The sequence below is a fragment of the Methanomethylovorans sp. genome, from assembly GCF_041305605.1.
In the GTDB taxonomy this organism is placed as follows: Archaea; Halobacteriota; Methanosarcinia; order Methanosarcinales; family Methanosarcinaceae; genus Methanomethylovorans.
The window spans coordinates 1-18884 of record NZ_JBFYLB010000019.1 but is presented as its reverse complement, the minus strand read 5'-3'; the positions used below and the strand labels follow the sequence as shown (position 1 = coordinate 18884).

The following is an 18884-nucleotide window of genomic DNA, read 5'->3' as shown; positions in this document are numbered from 1 at the left end:
AAGTAGTTTATAAAATTATGTTTCTGTTCAATTCTTAAGATGCCCGTGGATGTCTATCTCTCCGAGCACTATCCTTGTGGATGAGATGCGTATCTGGTCCTCAGCGAGAACATAATCTATCTTCACGATCTCGATATCCTTCAGGTTCTTCTCAGCCCGGAGCTTATTTATCTTCAGGGCAACGGGATATGTTTCAGGAGAAACCACAATGTAGTCGTAATCCTTTGTAAGGGTCTTTCCGTAAGGTTCATTCAGCTCTATGATCGTGTATTTCTGACCCTCTGCAATTTGCTGTATGTACCGGATAACCCTTTCCTTTCGGATACTGTAATCAGGTATATTGCGTGGGCGCTTGTTTGCCATTTCGTTGGATGTGAGCCCGATATCGACTTCACCATTGCTGGCAAGCTCGAAAGCTTTTCTTAAAAGCTCCATGTGTCCGTCATGAAGACATTCGAAAGTTCCACCGACTACTACTCTGGGCATTGGTGGTACAAAGGGTATTTTATAAAATAAATGTTTGCCTGAAAATGTCAGATAGTTGCATATGTAAAATTAGTCTTGCAAGTAGTAAACTATATTATCTTTTACAAATATTTACTTTTCACTGGATTGCTTTTAGATATTTATTGATAGAAGGGATCAGAGTGGATAAGATACCAATTAAAAAGCCTGGCATGTACCTCATCTTAATATCATTCACTTTCTTAGCGATGTGGATCTTGGCACTTATACCAATCCCTCCTTCTTATTTTAAACCCCAGACCGTTGATAGTATATACATATTCAGTTTGTATTTGTTCTCTTTTTTATCCCTACAGTTGGGCTTTTGTTATTTATGAATCATATACAGAATATCTCTTCAAGATGGTATTGGGGGGCAACCCTGTTATTTACGATAGTATTGATAACATTGAATCGCGATAACAATATATTAGGGCCATTTTATGATACATCTTTCATTGCAAGTTATGGTGAGATCTCGGATTTTCTTTCAAACAATTTTTTTAAGTATTCTGTCTCAATAGTCTATTGTCTTTCTATGTTATTATTTACGATGTCAGTACCAGAAAATAAAATAAACAAAATGTCCACTCCTTTTAGAATCTCATTATTTACACTTGCTTGCGTTGTTATTTTCACTATAGTTGATCTGTTAGCTAGATACGGATATGTAGACACTGTATCATTAAGTGAGAATTTTGGACTTTTATACATCCTAGGCATATTCTTTTTTGGCCTATCTTTGACATGGTCTGGTATTCACTATGAAACAGAATAGTTTTTGTCTGTGGTCAAGGTACATTGCTCGGCTAATTTGATTCTATAAATGGAATGTGCCAATTATTACTTTCACTCCGCTCTCTTCATGTATATATAGCCTAAAGATCAATAATTCATCGAATTGTGCACCGGATGTTAACATGTGCACCACAAAGGAGTCATTAAAAATGTCAGAAATACTACTTGAGGATCTGGACCATGTCGGTCCCGCAACAGCCCAAAAACTCGTAGAAGCAGGTTTTTCAACAGTAGAGGCCATTGCTGTATCTTCTCCCGCAGAGCTCGCGGCAACCGCTGATATAGGTGAGTCTACAGCAGCCAAGATCATCCAGGCAGCTCGTAAAGCTGCTGATATAGGAGGTTTTGAGACAGGTGATGTGGTAATGGAACGCAGGAAGCTGGTAGGTAAGCTCTCAACAGGTTGCAAAGAGTTCAATGAAATCATGGGAGGAGGAATAGACTCCCAGGCCATAACCGAAGTATATGGCGAGTTCGGGTCAGGCAAGACCCAGCTTGCGCACCAGTTAGCCGTCAATGTACAGTTACCTCGTGAAAAAGGAGGATTGGATGGCTCTGTGGTGATGATCGATACAGAGAACACCTTCAGGCCTGAGCGGATAAAGCAGATGGTAGATGGCCTTTCAGAGCTATACGGTGAGAACTATGATTTCGAAGAGTTCCTCAAACATATACATGTGGCAAGGGCATACAACTCTAATCATCAGATCCTGCTCGTGGATGCGGCATCGGAACTTGCCAATCAGCTCAAGGATTCTGACAAACCGGTGAGATTACTCGTTGTTGACTCCCTTACCGCACATTTCAGGGCTGAGTACATCGGGCGTGGAACCCTTGCTGACAGGCAGCAAAAGCTCAACAAACATCTCCATGACATCCAGAGGTTCGGTGACCTCAACAATGCTGTGGTCCTGGTAACAAATCAGGTTATGGCCAAACCGGATGCATTCTTTGGCGATCCAACAAAGCCCATAGGTGGGCACATACTTGGCCACACTTCTACATTCAGGCTCTATATGCGTAAATCCAAAGGTGATAAAAGGATAGTCAAACTTGTGGATGCACCTAACCTTCCTGATGCTGAGGCAGTTATTTCAGTTACTACGGCCGGCCTGCGTGATCCTTGAACAGCAGGTTTTTAACCTTTTTTTCTTATTTACCTGCATGAAATTCAAGGCTATTGCAGTTGACATTGACGGTACCATCACTTCCAGGGACAGGAGCCTTGATCTGGTGGCCATTGAGAGTTTACGTTCCCTTGATATGCCTGTGGTGCTCTCCACAGGCAACATTCTTTGTTATGCACATGCTGCTGCAAAGCTCATAGGAGTGGGTGGGATAGTGATAGCCGAGAATGGTGGTATCGTGTCTCCCGGTTTTGATACAGTCCCCATAGTATCTGAATCTATTAAAGATTGTGAAAAGGCTTTTGACCTGCTATCGGGTAAGTTTGAGTTGACTAAACTAGACCCGGAGCATCGTAAGACCGAGATAGTACTTAGGAAGAACTTTGATCTGGAACTTGCCAGGGAAATGCTGTATGATCATGGTTTTAACGTAGAGATCATTGACACACATTTTGCCATTCATATCAAGAGCAGGAACGTGAACAAAGGCACTGGCCTTGTCAAAGTTGCAGAGTTGATGGGCATTAAGCCAAAGGATTTTGTCGCCATAGGTGACTCTGTAAATGATGTAGAAATGCTTGAGGTGGCAGGTTTTGGTGTAGCTGTAGGCAACGCTGATAATTTTTTAAAAGATATTGCTGATTTTACCGCTACCTCCTCTTATGGAACTGGTGCAGCTGAAGGTGTAACCTATCTTCTGGAACATGACCTGATTTAAAAAAACAGAAAAGGCAAACGCCGTTTATTCAACAGGCTTGCCCACTGCAACGTTTTTATCTACTACTATGTAGTCCTTAATGGCTCTTACAGAAGTAAATGGAAGGAGAATGTACTGATCATCTGTCTTGTACTTGGAAGTATCCAGGCTCATGTCTGGCTTGACTATAAGATCTATGAGGTCTCCTGTTTTCCCATCCATGACTATGTTGAAGAGCACACCCAGTTCAGTGCCATCCGTAGCCATTACCTGTTTGCTGGAGAGGTTCTTAGCAAATACCTTCGTCATGTAGTTCACCCGATAATTCAAAACTTTTCATATATTTATCTGTATCCTATATAAGAGCTTGTTTCCTCTTTCGGCACTCCGCCCTTGAAATGATCCTGTATCTTTTTATAATATCCCATAAGGTTCTCGGAAAGAGTGGGTCTTACCTTATTCAGTGCTTCTCTGAAGTACTTCATGTCGATTTTTTCTATAGTGAAGTTCTCTCTCAGGGCAAGCATCACAGCTTCTCTGCATACTGCTTCGATATCAGCACCCACGTACCCTTCGGTGATGTCCGCAAGTTCATCAATAGATACGTTGCTTGCAAGAGGTATATTTCTCGTATGTATCTGGAAGATCTTTCTCCTTCCTTCTCTTGTGGACTGGCCGACGAGCACAAGCCTGTCAAACCTTCCTGCACGCAGCAAGGCAGGGTCGATCATATCTGGCCTGTTGGTTGCAGCAATAACAACTATCTCCTTCAAAGCTTCAAGACCATCAAGTTCGGTGAGCAACTGGTTCACAACCCTTTCAGAGACCTTTGCATCCTCTGACATGGAACTCCTCGCAGATGCAATGGAATCTATTTCATCGAAGAACACCACGCATGGAGCTACCTGTCTTGCTTTCTTGAATATTTCCCGGATGGCACGTTCGGACTCTCCCACCCATTTTGAGAGCATTTCAGGTCCTTTGATACTGATAAAATTGGCATTGGATTCATTGGCAACAGCCTGGGCCACAAGAGTTTTACCTGTACCCGGTGGTCCAAACAGTAATATTCCTTTCGGAGGCTTTATACCCATCTGTACGAACTTCTCGGGCTTTGTGATAGGCCATTCCACAGCCTCTATGATCTCCTGTTTGACATTGTCCAGTCCTCCTACATCCTCCCATTTCACAGAAGGTATCTCCACAAGCACTTCACGCATTGCAGAAGGTCCTATCTCTCTTAAGGCATTCTCAAAATCAGATCTGGACAGTACTATCTGCTCCAGTTTCTCCTGGGGGATCAGGTCATCGTCAAGGTTAAGGTCCGGCAATACCCTCCTTAATGCCCGCATAGCAGCTTCCTGTACAAGGGCAAGCAGATCAGCACCTACGAATGCTTGTGTGTTCTTGGCTATATCCACCAGGTACTTCTCATCCACATCGTCACCCAGAGGCACGCCTCGTGTATGGATCTGCAGAATCTCTAACCGCCCTCCGGCATCAGGGACACCGATCTCTATTTCCCTATCGAACCTGCCCGGCCTGCGCAATGCAGGATCAATTGCATCCAGCCTGTTGGTGGCTCCTATTACCACTACCTGTCCCCGCTCTTCCAGGCCATCCATCATAGTAAGCAACTGAGCAACCACTCGGCGTTCCACTTCTCCCGTAACGTTCTGTCTTTTTGGAGCAATGGAGTCTATCTCATCAATGAATACTATAGATGGGGCATCTTCTTCAGCCTCTTCGAATATCTTACGGATACGCTCTTCGCTTTCCCCATAGTATTTCCCCATGATCTCAGGGCCTGCGATGTAGAGGAAATTTGCTCTGGATTCGTTTGCCACTGCCTTGGCTATAAGGGTCTTTCCTGTTCCGGGAGGCCCGTATAATATGATACCTTTCGGAGGTTCGATGTTCAATCGCTGGAAGAGTTCAGGATGTTTAAGGGGCAGTTCTATCATTTCCCTTACTCTCTGTATCTCATCTCCGAGTCCGCCTATATCCTCATAGGTGATTCCCCTGGCTGCGCTTTCATATCCTCTGACCGGTTTCTGGCGCAGTTCTATATCAGTGGTCTCATTGACTATGAGTACTGAATCATGAGGTTCAGCCTCAACAGCTATAAGGGGTATTGCCTGTCCTCCTGAGGACTGGCTTGCCATAGGCTGTGTCATGGAACTGATGATGGGTATCACATCACCTACCACAAAAGGCCGTTTTAGTATGTTCCTTTTTATTATTTCTTTAATATGGTCGCCATACTCCATCACCACGCCTTCCGGTGGGGCAAGTACTAAATGTGTTGCAGGTTCGAATTCCGCTCTTTTGATGGTAACTCTTTCACCTATACCCACTCCTGCATTTTGCCGGATGAACCCATCTATCCTGACAATGCCCTGTCCCCAGTCCTGGCGGTCTGCTCTCCACACTTTGGCGCATGTCCTCCTCTTACCGGTTATTTCTACTATGTCCCCGGGAGAGAGCTGCAGGCTCAGGAGAGTGCTGGGGTCCAGACGAATGATGCCACGTCCGAAATCGTTCGGATGTGCTTTTTCAACCTTGATTTGTACTTCGTCCATGATGTCATCCTGTAATTGAATCTCATATATAGTCCGATTATAGGTATTTATTTTTATCTAATGCATAAAAATAAATGCACCGGTGTCTGAGCTATAAACTGTAGCTTAAATATCACAGTTTACATCCGCCACAGGAATTTAATTTCAGTTTTCCATAAAAACCATTTTATGTCGCCTTGGTTGTTTTGACAGTCGTGTCGCTTATATATTTCGGCTCACATATTTTTGTTTACCAAAACCATGGGGGTGAGTTTTTGGCAGAGAAAAGTACGTTAGACTGGATAGCATTAGTGCTCGTTATCATCGGAGGCCTTAACTGGGGACTCTTCGGGATATCTCAGGATTTGAACCTGGTGGCACTTATATTCGGCTACAGTATCATAGCAAGGATAGTTTACATCCTTGTGGGTCTGTCTGCATTGTATATGGTTTATTATGCAACCAAGAAATAAAGGTGTTTAGATGGTCAGTCTTATAGAGACCTGACCATTTAATCTTTTTAGTTCTTTTTTATTCCATCATTTGTCGGGTGAGGCTACCACGTGCAATGTTGATCTCGGAAAGTGAGAGTTCAATGGAGTTTTCATCCACCTTGATCCTTAACTTCTCCCCGCCAACAGTACCTATAATGGTGTATGGTACCCCCTGCAGTGCTTCCTCGATAAATTTTGGTTCAGGGGTGGTAAGGATGGCTCTTACATAAGACTCTGAGAATAGAGCATCGTCTGCTCTTAGGCCATCACATGCTTTGCTGAGATCCACATTTGCTCCTGCGCAGGTGCACATCTCGCACAGTGCGGCTCCTAATCCACCCAGTGAAACATCATGGGAGGACGTGACCTTTCCAGTGTTCACTGCTTTTATCACAGTATCCACTATCTTTGTAGCATTCTCAGGTACTTTTGGAGCGTTACCATCCATCTTCTTACCGATCAGGCTGTAATATTCAGAGCCTCCAAGTTCATCCCGTGTCTCTCCAACCAGAAATATGGTGTCTCCCTCGTGGGTAAAAGAGGAGAGGGGAGTGCCTGCAACATTATCTGTTGTTCCCACAACTCCTATGGATGGAGTAGGGAGGATAGCCGTATCAAACTCATCACTCTCATTATACAGGGATACGTTCCCGCCGACCACAGGTATTTGCAGTTCTCTTGAACCATCACCTAATCCAAGTATGGCATTTTTTAAGTACCAGTATATATCTGGCCTTTGGGGGTTGCCAAAATTGAGACAGTCCACAAGAGCCAGTCCTTTGCCCCCTTTTACTGCAATGTTCATGGCATTTTCGTATACAATACCCTTTCCACCCTGGTAGGGGTCCAGCATGGTATGCCTGGGGTTACAGCCACAGGAGAGTATTATTCCCTTGTCCCCATCTATGCGTAATACTGAAGCATCGTCACCGGGTTTTACTGTGGTCCTTACCTGCACTTCATGATCATATTGCCTGTATATCCACTCCTTTGATGCCACGTTGTGAGAGGAAAGTACTTCAAGAAGTGTCTGCTTCAGATCAGCTGGCATCTTTGTTTTTTCCCATGCAGTTCTCTCAGCTGGTGCACTGGCAGGCATTTCGCAGGTAGGGGCACCTTCGGCAAGTAGTTTGATAGGGATATCAGCAACGATCTCGCCCTTGAACTCTACGGTGTAGTATAATCTTTCAGTGAGCTCTCCTATCATACTGGCGTTGAGGTCATATTTCTTGGCGATGGCCAATACAGCATCTACGTTCTGTGGTTCTACTTCGAACAGCATACGTTCCTGAGATTCTGCAATAAGGATCTCATAAGGCACCATGCCTTTCTCCCTGAGTATAACATTATCAGCGATTATATGCATTCCAAGATTTCCTTTGGATGCCATCTCGGAGCTGGCTCCGGCAAGGCCCGCTGCGCCCAGATCTCTGCAGGATTTCGCATATCCACTTTCCACTACTTCCAAAGTAGCTTCAATAAGCAGTTTTTCAGTGAATGGGTCTCCAATCTGGATGCTTGGTCTGTCTTCTGCTTCGGAGCTTTCGGAAAGGTCTCTGGAAGCAAAAGATGCACCGCCTAGGCCGTCCCTTCCAGTTGTAGATCCCATGAGGACCATTTTATTGCCGGCACACTGAGATATTGCTGTCACTATGTTCTCTTTCCTCGCAAGCCCTATGCATGCAACGTTCACAAGTGGGTTACCGCTGTAAGTTTCATCAAAGAAAGCTTCTCCTCTTACTACAGGCACACCTATACAGTTACCATAGCTAGCAATACCTTCGATGATGTGTTCGAAAAGGTAAAGGTTCTTAGGAGTATTAAGGGGTCCGAAATACAGGGGGTCCATAAGAGCTATGGGCCTTGCACCCATGGATATAATGTCCCTTACAATGCCTCCCACGCCGGTTGCTGCACCATTGTGAGGGTCTACGTATGATGGATGGTTATGGCTTTCCATACCTATCGCTAGCACCCAGCCATCTTCAAAGTCCACGATAGCAGCATCATCTCCCGGTCCTATGATCACCTTCTCGCCGGTAGTTGTGAAAGTCTTTAATAAAGGTCCACTGGAACGATATGAACAATGCTCACTCCACAAATTGAGGAAACATCCCTGTTCCACGATATTGGGTTCTCTGCCCATTTTTTCAATTATAAGTTTCAAGTCGTTCTCTGGTAACATTGTGTGCCTCAGAATAATATCAATTTCTGTGTTTCTGTAGGCTTAAAAGCACTCAAGTTTAAAAAAGATTCCTTCAATTATTGACCTTAATAACCATTCCTTGTTATTTATTCATGAACGATTAATAGCAAGATTTTCGCCGGAAAGGAGTTTGTGACGTTCTATCGAGCCAGCATGCATTTCAATAATATATTTTGTCTTTTTAGGAGATCGTGTCAAGCCAATCCAGGATTTCAATGTTGTAGCTGCAAGTATTTTCTTTTCAGCATCCAGGAACAATACGTCTATTGGAAAAAATACAAAGAGCATGTGTACGAAAACAGATCCAGGGGAGGGTAGTATAAAGACAAGTGCATATCCTTCTGCAATGCTTTTTCTCAACATGAGCCCCTTTGACTGGCTTATTATACCCTCTGCAAATTCAACGTCAGATGCGATTAATTCACCATTAGGTTTTAATATCATCGCTGTTTACTTTATACGGCTATTTAAGTATAGTTTATGGTCAAAAGGTTAATAATTTTGGAGGAAATATCACTAGATGAGTTCAGAGATGTGCCCTGTATGCGGATTGCCAATGGAATTGTGCATCTGCGAAGAAGTAGCAAAAGAGCAGCAAAGAATTACCGTGAAGGTCAACAGAAGAAGATATGGAAAAGAAGTAACAGTTGTGGAAGGTTTCGATGCACATGAGATTGATCTCCACGAGCTATCGACATATCTTAAATCCAAGTTCGCTTGTGGCGGAACTGTCAGGGATAATGCTGTTGAGTTGCAGGGCAACCATCTGTCTCGCATGAAAGATGTTCTTGTTGAAAGGGGTTTTTCTCCGGAACAGATCAAAGATTAACACACTTCGCATAATTACTATCTCTCTCCAAAACTTAATCTTAAATCTTTCAAAGCTGTAACTTTTATCATTTTAAGGAAAGGTGTGCGCGCCATCTACTTATTTTCAAGGTGAAGCATGAAACGTATATATCTGGATCACAGTGCAACAACACATGTAGATACCAGGGTTTTGGAGGTCATGCTCCCTTATTTTACTGAAAAGTTCGGGAATGCTTCAAGTTTACACTCGTTCGGCCAGGAGGCTGCAGAAGCACTTGTCTCATCCCGTGAACAAGTGGCTGCAGCACTGGGAGCCGAGCCACATGAGATCATTTTTACATCCGGTGGTACCGAATCCGATAACATGGCTATAAAAGGTGCCGCATACATGCATTCTTCCAGGGGAAGGCATGTTATCACTTCCGTTATAGAGCATCCTGCAGTGTTACGCACGTGCGAGCAACTCGAAAGAGAGGGTTTTGAGGTTACCTATATACCAGTGGATAGGGAAGGCATACTGGATATGAAGTTCCTTGAGGATGCCATAAGGGAAGATACCATTCTCATGAGTATAATGCATGCCAATAATGAGATTGGCACTATCCAGCCTATAAAAGAGATAAGTAATCTCATTGCAGGGCGGGAAATAGTCTTGCATACCGATGCTGTCCAGTCTGTGGGCAAGATGCCTACTGATGTGCATGAATTGGGTGTGGATATGTTGTCCATCTCTTCTCACAAGCTCTACGGTCCTAAAGGGGTGGGTGCCCTGTACTTGCGTAATGGTGTCAATCTCTCGCCTCTTGTGCAGGGCGGAGGGCATGAACGTGGGCTGCGCCCCGGTACTGAGAATATTCCGGGTATTGTAGGTTTTGCAAAAGCCATGTCAATTGCCAGGGCACAATTGGAAAAGGATTCTACACACATGCAACATCTGCGCGATTCGATGATCGAAAAGATCCATAGCAGGATCCCGCATGTAAAGCTTAACGGGCATGAAAAAAAGCGTCTTCCAAACAATGTGAATATGAGTTTCAGGCATGTGGAAGGCGAATCTTTGCTTATGCTTCTGGATATGAACGGTGTTGCTGTTTCCACCGGTTCGGCATGTTCATCCAAGTCCCAGAATGCTTCTCACGTGCTTACGGCCATTGATCCAGGTGTTGATTACATCCATGGTTCATTGAGGTTCACTCTAGGAAGGGAGAACACTCTGGAAGAAGTAGATCTGGTAGTTGATCTTCTGGAAGAGGCAGTTATGAAACTGCGCCAGATCTCTCCTTTTGAGCAGGAGGTATAATGTACAGCAGAAGACTTCTCGAAGAATTCACAGATCCTAAGAATGTGGGTGTCATTGAGGATGCGGATGGTGTGGGACAACTGGGAAATCCTGCGGATGGTGATGTGATCACCATATACATAAAGGTCAAAGATGGTATACTGGCAGACGTGAAGTTCAAGACCTTTGGTTGCGCGGCAGCTATTGCTACTTCAAGTATGGTAACGCAACTGGCAAAAGGCAGGACCATAGAAGAAGCCAGGAGTATCACGAAGGAAGAGGTCGCCGATGCGCTAGGTGGTCTTCCGCCAGGCAAGATGGATTGTTCTAATTTTGCTCCGGATACGTTAAGGATGGCCATTGAAGATTATCTGAAAAAAAATAAGGTTTGATGCCGGAGAGCGATCTTTTGAAAACGACGTGCGAGATCATGGTACAGAAAGTCCTTCCGGCGATACGTGCAGAGATTGCCCGTGTACTGTTCTCTGAACATCGGTGTACACAGCAGGAGATCGCTGAGATACTCTGTCTTTCAAGAGCTGCTGTTTCACAGTACATGAGTGAGAAAAGAGGAGCTGAAGTTGATTTTCCTGAAGAGGTCCGTGTGGAGGTGAGGAAGTTCTCTGCCAGGCTTCTCAAAGGCATGGATCAAAAAGACCAGGTGCAAGGTATGTGCAATATCTGCAGGTTCGTGCAGCGCTCCGGTTGGTTCTATAAGAACATACCTGAAGCAGGATCCTGTATCCTATGTGGGGATAAAGAGCAGATTTGAGTAATAATCAGTGTGTACAATGCAAGGGCAGAGGGTTTTGCGGGCGTCCTGCATGTCCTATCCTTGAAAAGTTCCGGTCTATAGAGTCATCTGTCAGAGTCAGTAAAGGAGCAACTTCCATATTTGGTGCGTCGCCTCCGGCAGTTTTCATCGGCAGGCATGATTATCCTTCTGTTATGTCTGGTCCTATGGTACCTCCTGATATGGGGGGGGATGAGTCATCCTTGCTGGAAGACCCAAAGACGCTGCTTAGCATGGATATTGGTGAGATCATTGCAGCACGTTCCAGGCTTGTGAGGGCAGGTGCCCGCATGAATGTAAAGGATGCTGCCGATCCAAAGGACCCTCTGCTTCTCAAGTCACAGGAACTATCCCTTTCCATGACTCCGGTGGATACTGAAGCTTGGTTTAACAAACCGCTTAGTAATAGATTGAAGTTCGATAGTGTGCTCACCCCCATGGGCCCATCAGGTGACCTTAAAGACCTTGACATAACAGAGAATCCGAATGTGCCAAAAAAAGTGGATTATCTGGTATATGATGATGACGCGCTGGCAAAAGATGCAATATCAGAGCTTATTTCTTCCAATATCTCTCAGGAGCACATAACCCGTCTCTTTTCCATAGGACTGCTGGGTAAAGAGCGCAAGCTGGTACCCACACGCTGGTCCATAACCGCAGTGGACGATATGCTGGGCAAGGAGCTTCAGAAAGACGTTAGAGATAATCCTCAGATAAGTGATATAACGCTCTTTAGTGGAGGAGCTTTTGGTAATCATTTTGAAATACTTTTCATCCCCCGGGGATTTTCATATGAACTTATTGAGATATGGATGCCCAGGGCTGTATGGTCGGGTGATTCAACATGGATCGGTGCCGATAGAGAAGGTGTGGGCGGCAAGAAAGGTTATTCTAATCTTGCAGGTGGCTATTATGCGGCACGCCTTGGTGCACTTGAGTATCTGAGCGGTGTCAGAAGACAGGCAGCCGTGTTCATGGTAAGGGAGATAAGGCCTGATTACTGGGCACCTCTGGGTGTATGGGTTGTAAGGGAAGCTACGCGCAACGCTTTGAAAAATCCTCCACAGAGGTTTGAAAGTATCGACTCAGCTTTATTGGATATGTCTTCAAGGCTCAATACGCCTATTGGATCATGGAGGCAAAAAGCAAGTCTGATCAATGAGCTGAAGTGCCAGCGGACTCTTGATTCTTTCTTCTGATTCTATATGGCTATATATTAGTATATAGAATATTGTACCTACATTTATCTATATCTTGCCAAATTGTCCACGTAGTTAATAGGAGGATAATGGTAAATGGATATTTTTAATCCTTTTGTGATAGCCCTAATGGCTGCAGGGTTGTACATGGCCTGGAACATAGGGGCCAATGATCTTGCCAATGCCATGGGAACTTCAGTGGGCAGTGGTGCTCTTTCCTTGAAACAGGTGATCATTGTTGCAGCCGTATTCGAGTTCTGTGGCGCTGTGTTCTTTGGAAAACGTGTCACTTCAACTCTTGCTAAAGGCATTGTGCCTGTGGATCATATTAGAATGATCGATCCTCATCTTGTGGTTATCGGCATGCTCGCAGCAATCCTGGCTGCAGGTTTCTGGATCACACTTGCTACATTTTACAATCTTCCGGTCTCTACTACTCACTCGATCGTAGGCTCTGTTCTTGGGTTTGGACTAGTCTCAGCATATCATGGAATTATCTCTTACAGTGAGATCCACTGGCCGGTTCTGATCAAAATCGTGGCAAGCTGGCTGATTTCACCTTTGCTTGGTGCTCTTGTTGCATATATCCTCTTCATGCTGGTGTCCCATTTTATCCTCCAACGTACTGACTACCCTTTTGCTATTGAAAAGAAGTTCATAATCCTTCAGACCATGACAGCATGTTATATGGCATTTGCTCACGGTTCCAATGATGTTGCAAATGCCATAGGTCCTTTATATGCAGGGCTTAATGTACTGGGTATGGATGGCACACAAATACCCACGGGGATTATGGTTATTGGCGGGTTTGGCATGGTGTTGGGACTTGCGACATGGGGCTACAAAGTAATACAGACTATTGGTAATAAGATCACTGAACTTACTCCTACAAGGGGTTTCTGTGCAGAATTTGCCACTGCTTCGGTGGTGGTACTGCACAGTTATAGCTCCCTGCCGATTTCAACTACCCATACGCTTGTTGGATCTGTAATTGGGGTTGGTCTTGCAGGCGGTCTTGCGGCGGTTGATTTAAGTGTGATTGGAAAGATAGCAATATCCTGGATAATTACAGTGCCTGTGGCAGCGTTGACCTCAGCTATAATATTTACAGCTCTTATGGGGATAGGGATTTGACAAAAAGGGAATACATACGTTCTGTGTTAAGCATCTTTGCAAAATCTCCTTTCAGGCCTCTGCATGTGCATGCTACCAAAGGAGGAGATGCTGTCCGAAAGTTGAATGAGGAGCTTTCTGCTTATTTTGCCTGTGACATGCCCACTGTGCTTAGGCTCAATAATGAGGTAGACACCCTTGAGCATGAGGCAGACATCATAAAACAGACAATAAGGTCAGAACTTTCTTCTTCCATCATGTTGCCCGTACATGCAGATGATCTGCTTAATTTCCTCAAGCCCCAGGATTCGATCTGCGACGAGTGCCAGGACGCAGCTTACTGGCTTACTCTGCGGGATTGCCATGTGCCAAAAGAACTTGAAGAGAGTTTTCTGGAACTAATGTCCAGGACCTTGGCAACAGTTGAAATGTACGAACTTCTAGTAGACACGCTAAGTGAACTTCTGGAGTCTTCTTTTGGAAAGAAGGATGTGGAAGAAACCCTGGAACTTGTTGCCAAGGTAGAGGAAATGGAACATCAGGTGGATATTGTAGAAAAACAACTTATGAAAAAAATATTTGAAAAAGAAGAGTTGCTTGGCGGTGGAGGCATTTATTTCTTCCTGGAACTTGCCAAGAACATAGGTCGCATTGCAGACCGTACCGAGAGTGCTGCAGACAGGTTGCGGGCTATGGTATTAAGGAGATGAGTTTTTAACTCCTCTCCTGTGCAGGTTACCATCTGTGTTTAGTACACGCAGCATTTCTATTACAGAATAAGCTGCCCGGGTGATGCCCATACTGCGCCGATCAGTATCTGTTCCTGCAACGTACAGGTTCTTTATCGGTGTCCTGATTTCTGCAAAATTCCCATCAATGGTAACTGCAGCCTTTTCAGGGATGATTATCTGTTCGTGCTTCATCTCTACATGTTCCTCTACACCCGGAACCGCATTGTAGATCGTTTCATAGGCCATTTTGATCTCGGAGCTGTTGTCCTTTTCAGGGTCCATTATAAAAGTGAAACCTACTAGCTGTTTTCCTTCAGGTGCGAGGGATGAGTCATAGTTGCTGATGGGCATTGCCCAGTAGGCTTTTTCTTTGAACCAGATCTCAGAACCTATATAATTGAAAGCTTCCATGGTAGTGTTCAGTCCAAGCCAGATAGTAAGGCTCTTTGTCTGCACTATACCGTCAAGTTCTTTGACGTAGGAAGAAGGCAGATCTTCTACAAGATGTGGCAGATCTTTTGCAAAACCTGTGTGTATGACCATATCAGCAAGGTATGTGTCATTTGCTATCACTCCTTTTACCACTCCTTCTTCTGCCAGGATCTTATGTACAGGATTTTCCACCATGATCTCAACTGTCTTTGGAAGGGAGTAGAGTATGGCATTAAGGAGTGATTTAAGGCCCTTACGTGGATATCCCTGTGAATAACTGACCTTGTTAGTGGCAAGCCTGCCAAGGGTTGTAAGGGGACTTGATACTCTGTTCAGCCGAGTTTGCAGTGATGTATGCAGGTTCAACGGAATTAGGTTCTGCAGCACTTTATCCTCCTGAGTATTCTCATCCTCGTTTTTCAGAATATCTTCTAACTGCTCCGGTGTTATGCTATCCCGTACAAATGCACTTCCTTCAAGTACCCTCTGTGCTGATGTATGTTTCATGTCCTTGCCGGAGAGGAAATAAGAGATCGTATCGGCAAAGTCGTAAGTATCCTTTGAAAGGTTCTTGGGAAGGAATTCATATACTGATTGTTTGGATAGGTCCATTCCGAAAGTTGTATATGTTAAGGCTTTGGTGACAGCCTGACTAAGTACCAGCCTGTCCATTCTGGGCAGTACGTCGAATGTTACAAATTCCTTAATATTGGAAGGTACTTTCACAAAACGTTTGTCAGTTCGGATGAAATAGTTCCCGTAGTCCTCAAAGACAGGTATATAGTCAAAGTAGCTATCCATGATCCTTTTCAATGGACCTTCGAGAAGATGTGTGATGGCGTGAGGTCCGGTATCCACCTGGAAACCATCAACTGTATAACTATTGCAGTTACCCCCCACATATTTGCTTTTTTCCAGTATCAGTACTTTTTTCCCGTGTTTTGCAAGGATCAGAGCTGAGAGTAGTCCTGTAACACCCGCGCCAACAACTATCACATCATATTTTTGCATGATGCCAACCCCTATTGCAGGCTCATTGGAATATCTCAGGAGCTATACGTTTTGCTACATCCTCGTATGCTTTTGTCAGATCTCCCTTGTCAAAGCGGAATATGTCCTTGTCCATGGACCTTCCTGTTTCCTTGTCCCAGAAGCGGCATGTGTCACAGGAGATCTCATCGGCTACCAGGATATGGCCATCCTTTCTCCCGAATTCCAGTTTGAAGTCGGGCAGGGCTATGCCGCGTTCATCCAGATATCTTATGAGGATCTCGTTGACCTGCAGAGCAAGCTGGCGGATGGTAGCTATTTCCTCGTATGTGGCCACATCCAGGGCTACTGCGATGTCTTCGTTGAGCATGGGGTCTCCGTACTCATCGCTCTTGTAATCCATGACGATAATAGGTTTTTTGAACACTGTGCCTTCTTTTATGGGATACTTGCGTGTGATAGAGCCCGCGGCGATGTTGCGGGGTATGACCTCTATTTTTATGATGTCTACAGCCTCTACAAGCATCTCAGTGTCCGAAAGCATCTTTATGTAATGGGTCCTGATACCCTTGCTTTCCAGCAGTTCGAAGAGCTTTTTTGATATCTGGGCGTTGTAATATCCTTTCTTGGAAGCTTCGCTCTTTTTCTTTCCGTCAAAGGCAGTAAGGCTGTCCCTGAATTCGGATATGAACTTTGAAGGGTCTTCCGTCCTGTATATCGTCTTTGCTTTTCCTGAGTATAACTGTTCGCCTTTCATCGTATCCCTCTATGGAAATGTTCTTCTATTGTATTTTCCCATATAAGTACTATTTATCTTAATAAACCTATCATTGAGACATACAAAATGTTATTAGCCTTTACTTTCATTAGTAGATTCATATCTCTTATTTACGGGTGATCTAATGGAACAAGAATTAATGAGGATTGGTGTTTCACTGCCTGAGAACCTTCTTACAAAATTCGACGGCATAATCGAACAAAGAGGATATTCTTCCCGTTCAGAGGGCATACGGGATGCCATAAGAAGCTACATCACACATTATGAATGGATGAGCGATGTGAAAGGAAGACGTGTTGCTACTATCACTTTGATCTATGACCACACAAAGCGAGGATTGGCCAGTTCCCTCACTGAGATTCAGCATGATCATTCTTCTCTGATCAAGACATCCATACATATCCACCTGGACCATGACAACTGCCTGGAGGTAATTATCCTGGATGGAGAAGGTCAGGAGGTCAAGACGATAGCCGAGAAGCTGATGTCCCTTAAGGGTGTGAAGTATGTGAAGCTTAACACTGCACAGCCAACAGAGGGTCACTAACAGAGGGCTACTGATCGAACGTTCTTTCAATGGCTTTAAGCAGGGACCTTCCCAGATCCGTGAGGTAGTATATCTGGAAGTTCTTGTTCCTCGTGGACTCCACGAGTCCTGCTTCTTTCAGAAGCTTTAGGTGGTATGATAATGCAGAGTGTTTATAGTCTGTGATCTCTACAAGCACACATACGCAGAGTTCTTGTACTTCCAGGGCTTTGAGAATATGTATCCTTACAGGGTCTGAAAGCACCTTGAACAGTTCCACCAGATCGGTCACATTTTCCTGCATGGCCCCATGGACCTTCTGCATGACCATGTCAGACAGAATATAAGGTTCAGGCTCAAGCAGTCTTTCTTTTCCGTTCATTATCACTGGATGATGTCTTGATATGTTAATAATCTTTTTACGCTATTTTTTGTATAAGACTACTATCAGAGGTGTATGCTATGGAATAATTTAGAAAGATTCAAATATGTTCGGGCGATTGTTTAATCTGAGGAGTTGGGTGTGAAGCCACCACCAACACCCTGCTGCGAAGACATCCTATAAATGTGCATAACCAACCAACAAAAGATGTCCTGGATAATACAGGGATTCAAGTGCTTCACATGCTCCTTAAAAACAGAAAAACGGATTTTTCCGTCTGTGTTCTTGGATATTTGATTCCTGCAGACCCTTGATCATCTTTTCTTCAAGTTTTTTAAATTTTCTTGAGCCTTAAGCCTTTGTTCCATCTGCACTCTTTCCTTTTCTCCTTACAACAAACTTGATTCCCTCTACAATAAGGAGAGTGGAGAAAGCAGCACCAATTGGCAGCGTCCAGTCCATAACTGTCAAAGGTGTCAGTTCGAACACCAGCTGGAACAGAGGGATATACACAACACTCAGGATCAGCAGGGAAGTGATAAGCATTCCTATCAGCATCGGTCTGTTGGAGAATAATCCCATTTTGATGGCAGACTCCTCAAGGGATCTGAAGGCGTTGGGTACGAATAGAGCCATGGTAACTATAGTGACGAAAGTGAGAGTTCTTGCCTTCTGCACGTCAGTAAAGGGATCTGCAAGTAGAAATACCACGAAGGAAACAATGCTCATAGTGAGTGCTGTGCTGACCACCAGGACCAGGTTCTTCCTTCCCAGTATCTCTTCCTTCGGATCACGGGGTCTCTTATCCATTATATTGTCTCTCACCGGGTCTAGACCCAGAGAGATAGCCGGAACCACTTCATTGAACATATTAATGAAAAGGATCTGCAGGGCTAGCAAAGGTATGTACTCGAATCCCAGAAGTGCTACTGTAATTATAATCAGCATCATCTCTGTAAAGTTGCGGGAAACAAGGTATGTGGTAAACTTCTCTATGTTAGCGTAAATACCCCTGCCCATTTTAACAGCTTCTACGATGGTTGCAAAATTGTCATCCTGCAGCACCATCACACTGGCCTCTCGTGACACATCCGTGCCTTTGATGCCCATTGAGATGCCGATATCAGCTTTTCTAAGGGCAGGTGCATCATTAACACCATCTCCTGTCATCGCTACAACATGTCCTCTATCCTGCAAGGCTTTGACTATCCGAAGCTTTTGTTCAGGCCGAGCCCTTGCATATATATTTACTTTCTCCACTAAGCTACTGAATTCTTCATCGTTAAGTTCATCCAGTTCACTGCCAGTGATAGCTCCATCTTCTAAAACGCGTCTGATCTTTCCATCAGTGATACTGTCCAAAGGTACGATTCCATCAGATAGGCCGATCTCCATGGCAATAGCTTTTGCAGTTTCCTGATTATCTCCTGTGATCATGACCACCTTGATTCCCGCTCTATGGAA

At 44.4% G+C, this 18884-nt stretch carries 20 protein-coding genes; 11 read left to right on the top strand and 9 right to left on the bottom strand.

Annotated features, from left to right (window positions below; genetic code table 11):
• Positions 1 to 27 precede the first annotated feature (27 nt).
• Positions 28 to 486, bottom strand: a complete 459-nt coding sequence (locus ACCM36_RS01465) for a phosphopantetheine adenylyltransferase (RefSeq protein ID WP_370571923.1) — start codon at positions 484 to 486, stop codon at positions 28 to 30.
• Positions 487 to 1451: 965 nt separating this feature from the next.
• Here ACCM36_RS01465 and radA point away from each other — a divergent pair.
• Both radA and ACCM36_RS01455 read left to right on the top strand, forming a co-directional pair.
• Positions 1452 to 2429, top strand: a complete 978-nt coding sequence (gene radA / locus ACCM36_RS01460; protein WP_370571922.1) for a DNA repair and recombination protein RadA — start codon at positions 1452 to 1454, stop codon at positions 2427 to 2429.
• A 37-nt stretch (positions 2430 to 2466) separates the two neighbouring features.
• The gene (locus ACCM36_RS01455) at positions 2467 to 3147 is read left to right on the top strand and encodes a phosphoglycolate phosphatase (protein WP_370571921.1); all 681 of its coding nucleotides are present in this window, start codon (positions 2467 to 2469) and stop codon (positions 3145 to 3147) included.
• A gap of 24 nt (positions 3148 to 3171) precedes the next feature.
• Here ACCM36_RS01455 and ACCM36_RS01450 read toward each other — a convergent pair whose 3' ends face one another.
• Entirely contained in the window at positions 3172 to 3435 is a 264-nt protein-coding gene (locus ACCM36_RS01450) for a PRC-barrel domain-containing protein (protein ID WP_370571920.1), read from the bottom strand.
• A 35-nt stretch (positions 3436 to 3470) separates the two neighbouring features.
• Positions 3471 to 5708 carry a CDC48 family AAA ATPase gene (locus ACCM36_RS01445; RefSeq protein WP_370571919.1) on the bottom strand — a complete coding sequence of 746 codons (2238 nt, stop codon included), beginning with the start codon at positions 5706 to 5708 and terminating at the stop codon, positions 3471 to 3473.
• Positions 5709 to 5962: 254 nt separating this feature from the next.
• Between ACCM36_RS01445 and ACCM36_RS01440 the strand changes: the two genes are divergently transcribed.
• A complete protein-coding gene (locus ACCM36_RS01440) occupies positions 5963 to 6160 on the top strand; it encodes a DUF378 domain-containing protein (RefSeq protein WP_321420210.1) in 198 nt (65 codons plus the stop codon).
• Positions 6161 to 6218: 58 nt separating this feature from the next.
• On the opposite strand, the gene purL is transcribed toward ACCM36_RS01440, so the two are convergent.
• Both purL and ACCM36_RS01430 read right to left on the bottom strand, forming a co-directional pair.
• Entirely contained in the window at positions 6219 to 8366 is a 2148-nt protein-coding gene (purL, locus tag ACCM36_RS01435; protein ID WP_370571918.1) for a phosphoribosylformylglycinamidine synthase subunit PurL, read from the bottom strand.
• A 111-nt stretch (positions 8367 to 8477) separates the two neighbouring features.
• Positions 8478 to 8831 carry a DUF192 domain-containing protein gene (locus ACCM36_RS01430; protein WP_370571917.1) on the bottom strand — a complete coding sequence of 118 codons (354 nt, stop codon included), beginning with the start codon at positions 8829 to 8831 and terminating at the stop codon, positions 8478 to 8480.
• Positions 8832 to 8907: 76 nt separating this feature from the next.
• Between ACCM36_RS01430 and yciH the strand changes: the two genes are divergently transcribed.
• From yciH to ACCM36_RS01395, 7 genes are all read left to right on the top strand, one after another.
• Complete coding sequence (yciH, locus tag ACCM36_RS01425) at positions 8908 to 9216, top strand: stress response translation initiation inhibitor YciH (protein WP_292351396.1); 309 nt, start codon at positions 8908 to 8910, stop codon at positions 9214 to 9216.
• 117 nt (positions 9217 to 9333) lie between these two features.
• On the top strand, positions 9334 to 10497 hold the full coding sequence (gene nifS / locus ACCM36_RS01420; RefSeq protein WP_370571916.1) for a cysteine desulfurase NifS: 1164 nt from the start codon (positions 9334 to 9336) through the stop codon (positions 10495 to 10497).
• The gene (locus ACCM36_RS01415) at positions 10497 to 10868 is read left to right on the top strand and encodes an iron-sulfur cluster assembly scaffold protein (RefSeq protein ID WP_370571915.1); all 372 of its coding nucleotides are present in this window, start codon (positions 10497 to 10499) and stop codon (positions 10866 to 10868) included. The genes nifS and ACCM36_RS01415 overlap by 1 nt, the downstream gene beginning before the upstream one ends.
• Positions 10869 to 10885: 17 nt before the next feature.
• Positions 10886 to 11248 carry a transcriptional regulator gene (locus tag ACCM36_RS01410; protein ID WP_370571914.1) on the top strand — a complete coding sequence of 121 codons (363 nt, stop codon included), beginning with the start codon at positions 10886 to 10888 and terminating at the stop codon, positions 11246 to 11248.
• Complete coding sequence (locus ACCM36_RS01405; RefSeq protein ID WP_370571913.1) at positions 11245 to 12468, top strand: Nre family DNA repair protein; 1224 nt, start codon at positions 11245 to 11247, stop codon at positions 12466 to 12468. Before ACCM36_RS01410 ends, ACCM36_RS01405 begins: the two co-directional genes overlap by 4 nt.
• A 96-nt stretch (positions 12469 to 12564) precedes the next feature.
• Entirely contained in the window at positions 12565 to 13602 is a 1038-nt protein-coding gene (locus ACCM36_RS01400; RefSeq protein ID WP_370571912.1) for an inorganic phosphate transporter, read from the top strand.
• The gene (locus tag ACCM36_RS01395; RefSeq protein WP_370571911.1) at positions 13599 to 14291 is read left to right on the top strand and encodes a TIGR00153 family protein; all 693 of its coding nucleotides are present in this window, start codon (positions 13599 to 13601) and stop codon (positions 14289 to 14291) included. Before ACCM36_RS01400 ends, ACCM36_RS01395 begins: the two co-directional genes overlap by 4 nt.
• Here the strand turns inward: ACCM36_RS01395 and ACCM36_RS01390 are convergent.
• Entirely contained in the window at positions 14280 to 15755 is a 1476-nt protein-coding gene (locus ACCM36_RS01390) for a phytoene desaturase family protein (protein ID WP_370571909.1), read from the bottom strand. The genes ACCM36_RS01395 and ACCM36_RS01390 overlap by 12 nt on opposite strands.
• A gap of 22 nt (positions 15756 to 15777) precedes the next feature.
• The gene (purC, locus tag ACCM36_RS01385; RefSeq protein ID WP_370571908.1) at positions 15778 to 16491 is read right to left on the bottom strand and encodes a phosphoribosylaminoimidazolesuccinocarboxamide synthase; all 714 of its coding nucleotides are present in this window, start codon (positions 16489 to 16491) and stop codon (positions 15778 to 15780) included.
• 145 nt (positions 16492 to 16636) lie between these two features.
• On the opposite strand from purC, the gene nikR reads away from it, so the two are divergent.
• A complete protein-coding gene (gene nikR / locus ACCM36_RS01380; protein ID WP_370571907.1) occupies positions 16637 to 17059 on the top strand; it encodes a nickel-responsive transcriptional regulator NikR in 423 nt (140 codons plus the stop codon).
• Positions 17060 to 17066: 7 nt separating this feature from the next.
• Here nikR and ACCM36_RS01375 read toward each other — a convergent pair whose 3' ends face one another.
• Positions 17067 to 17420: an ArsR/SmtB family transcription factor gene (locus ACCM36_RS01375; RefSeq protein ID WP_370571906.1), complete on the bottom strand. Its 354-nt coding sequence runs from the start codon at positions 17418 to 17420 to the stop codon at positions 17067 to 17069.
• A gap of 351 nt (positions 17421 to 17771) precedes the next feature.
• On the bottom strand, positions 17772 to 18884 hold a 1113-nt coding region (locus tag ACCM36_RS01370), incomplete at its 5' end, for an HAD-IC family P-type ATPase (RefSeq protein ID WP_370571905.1).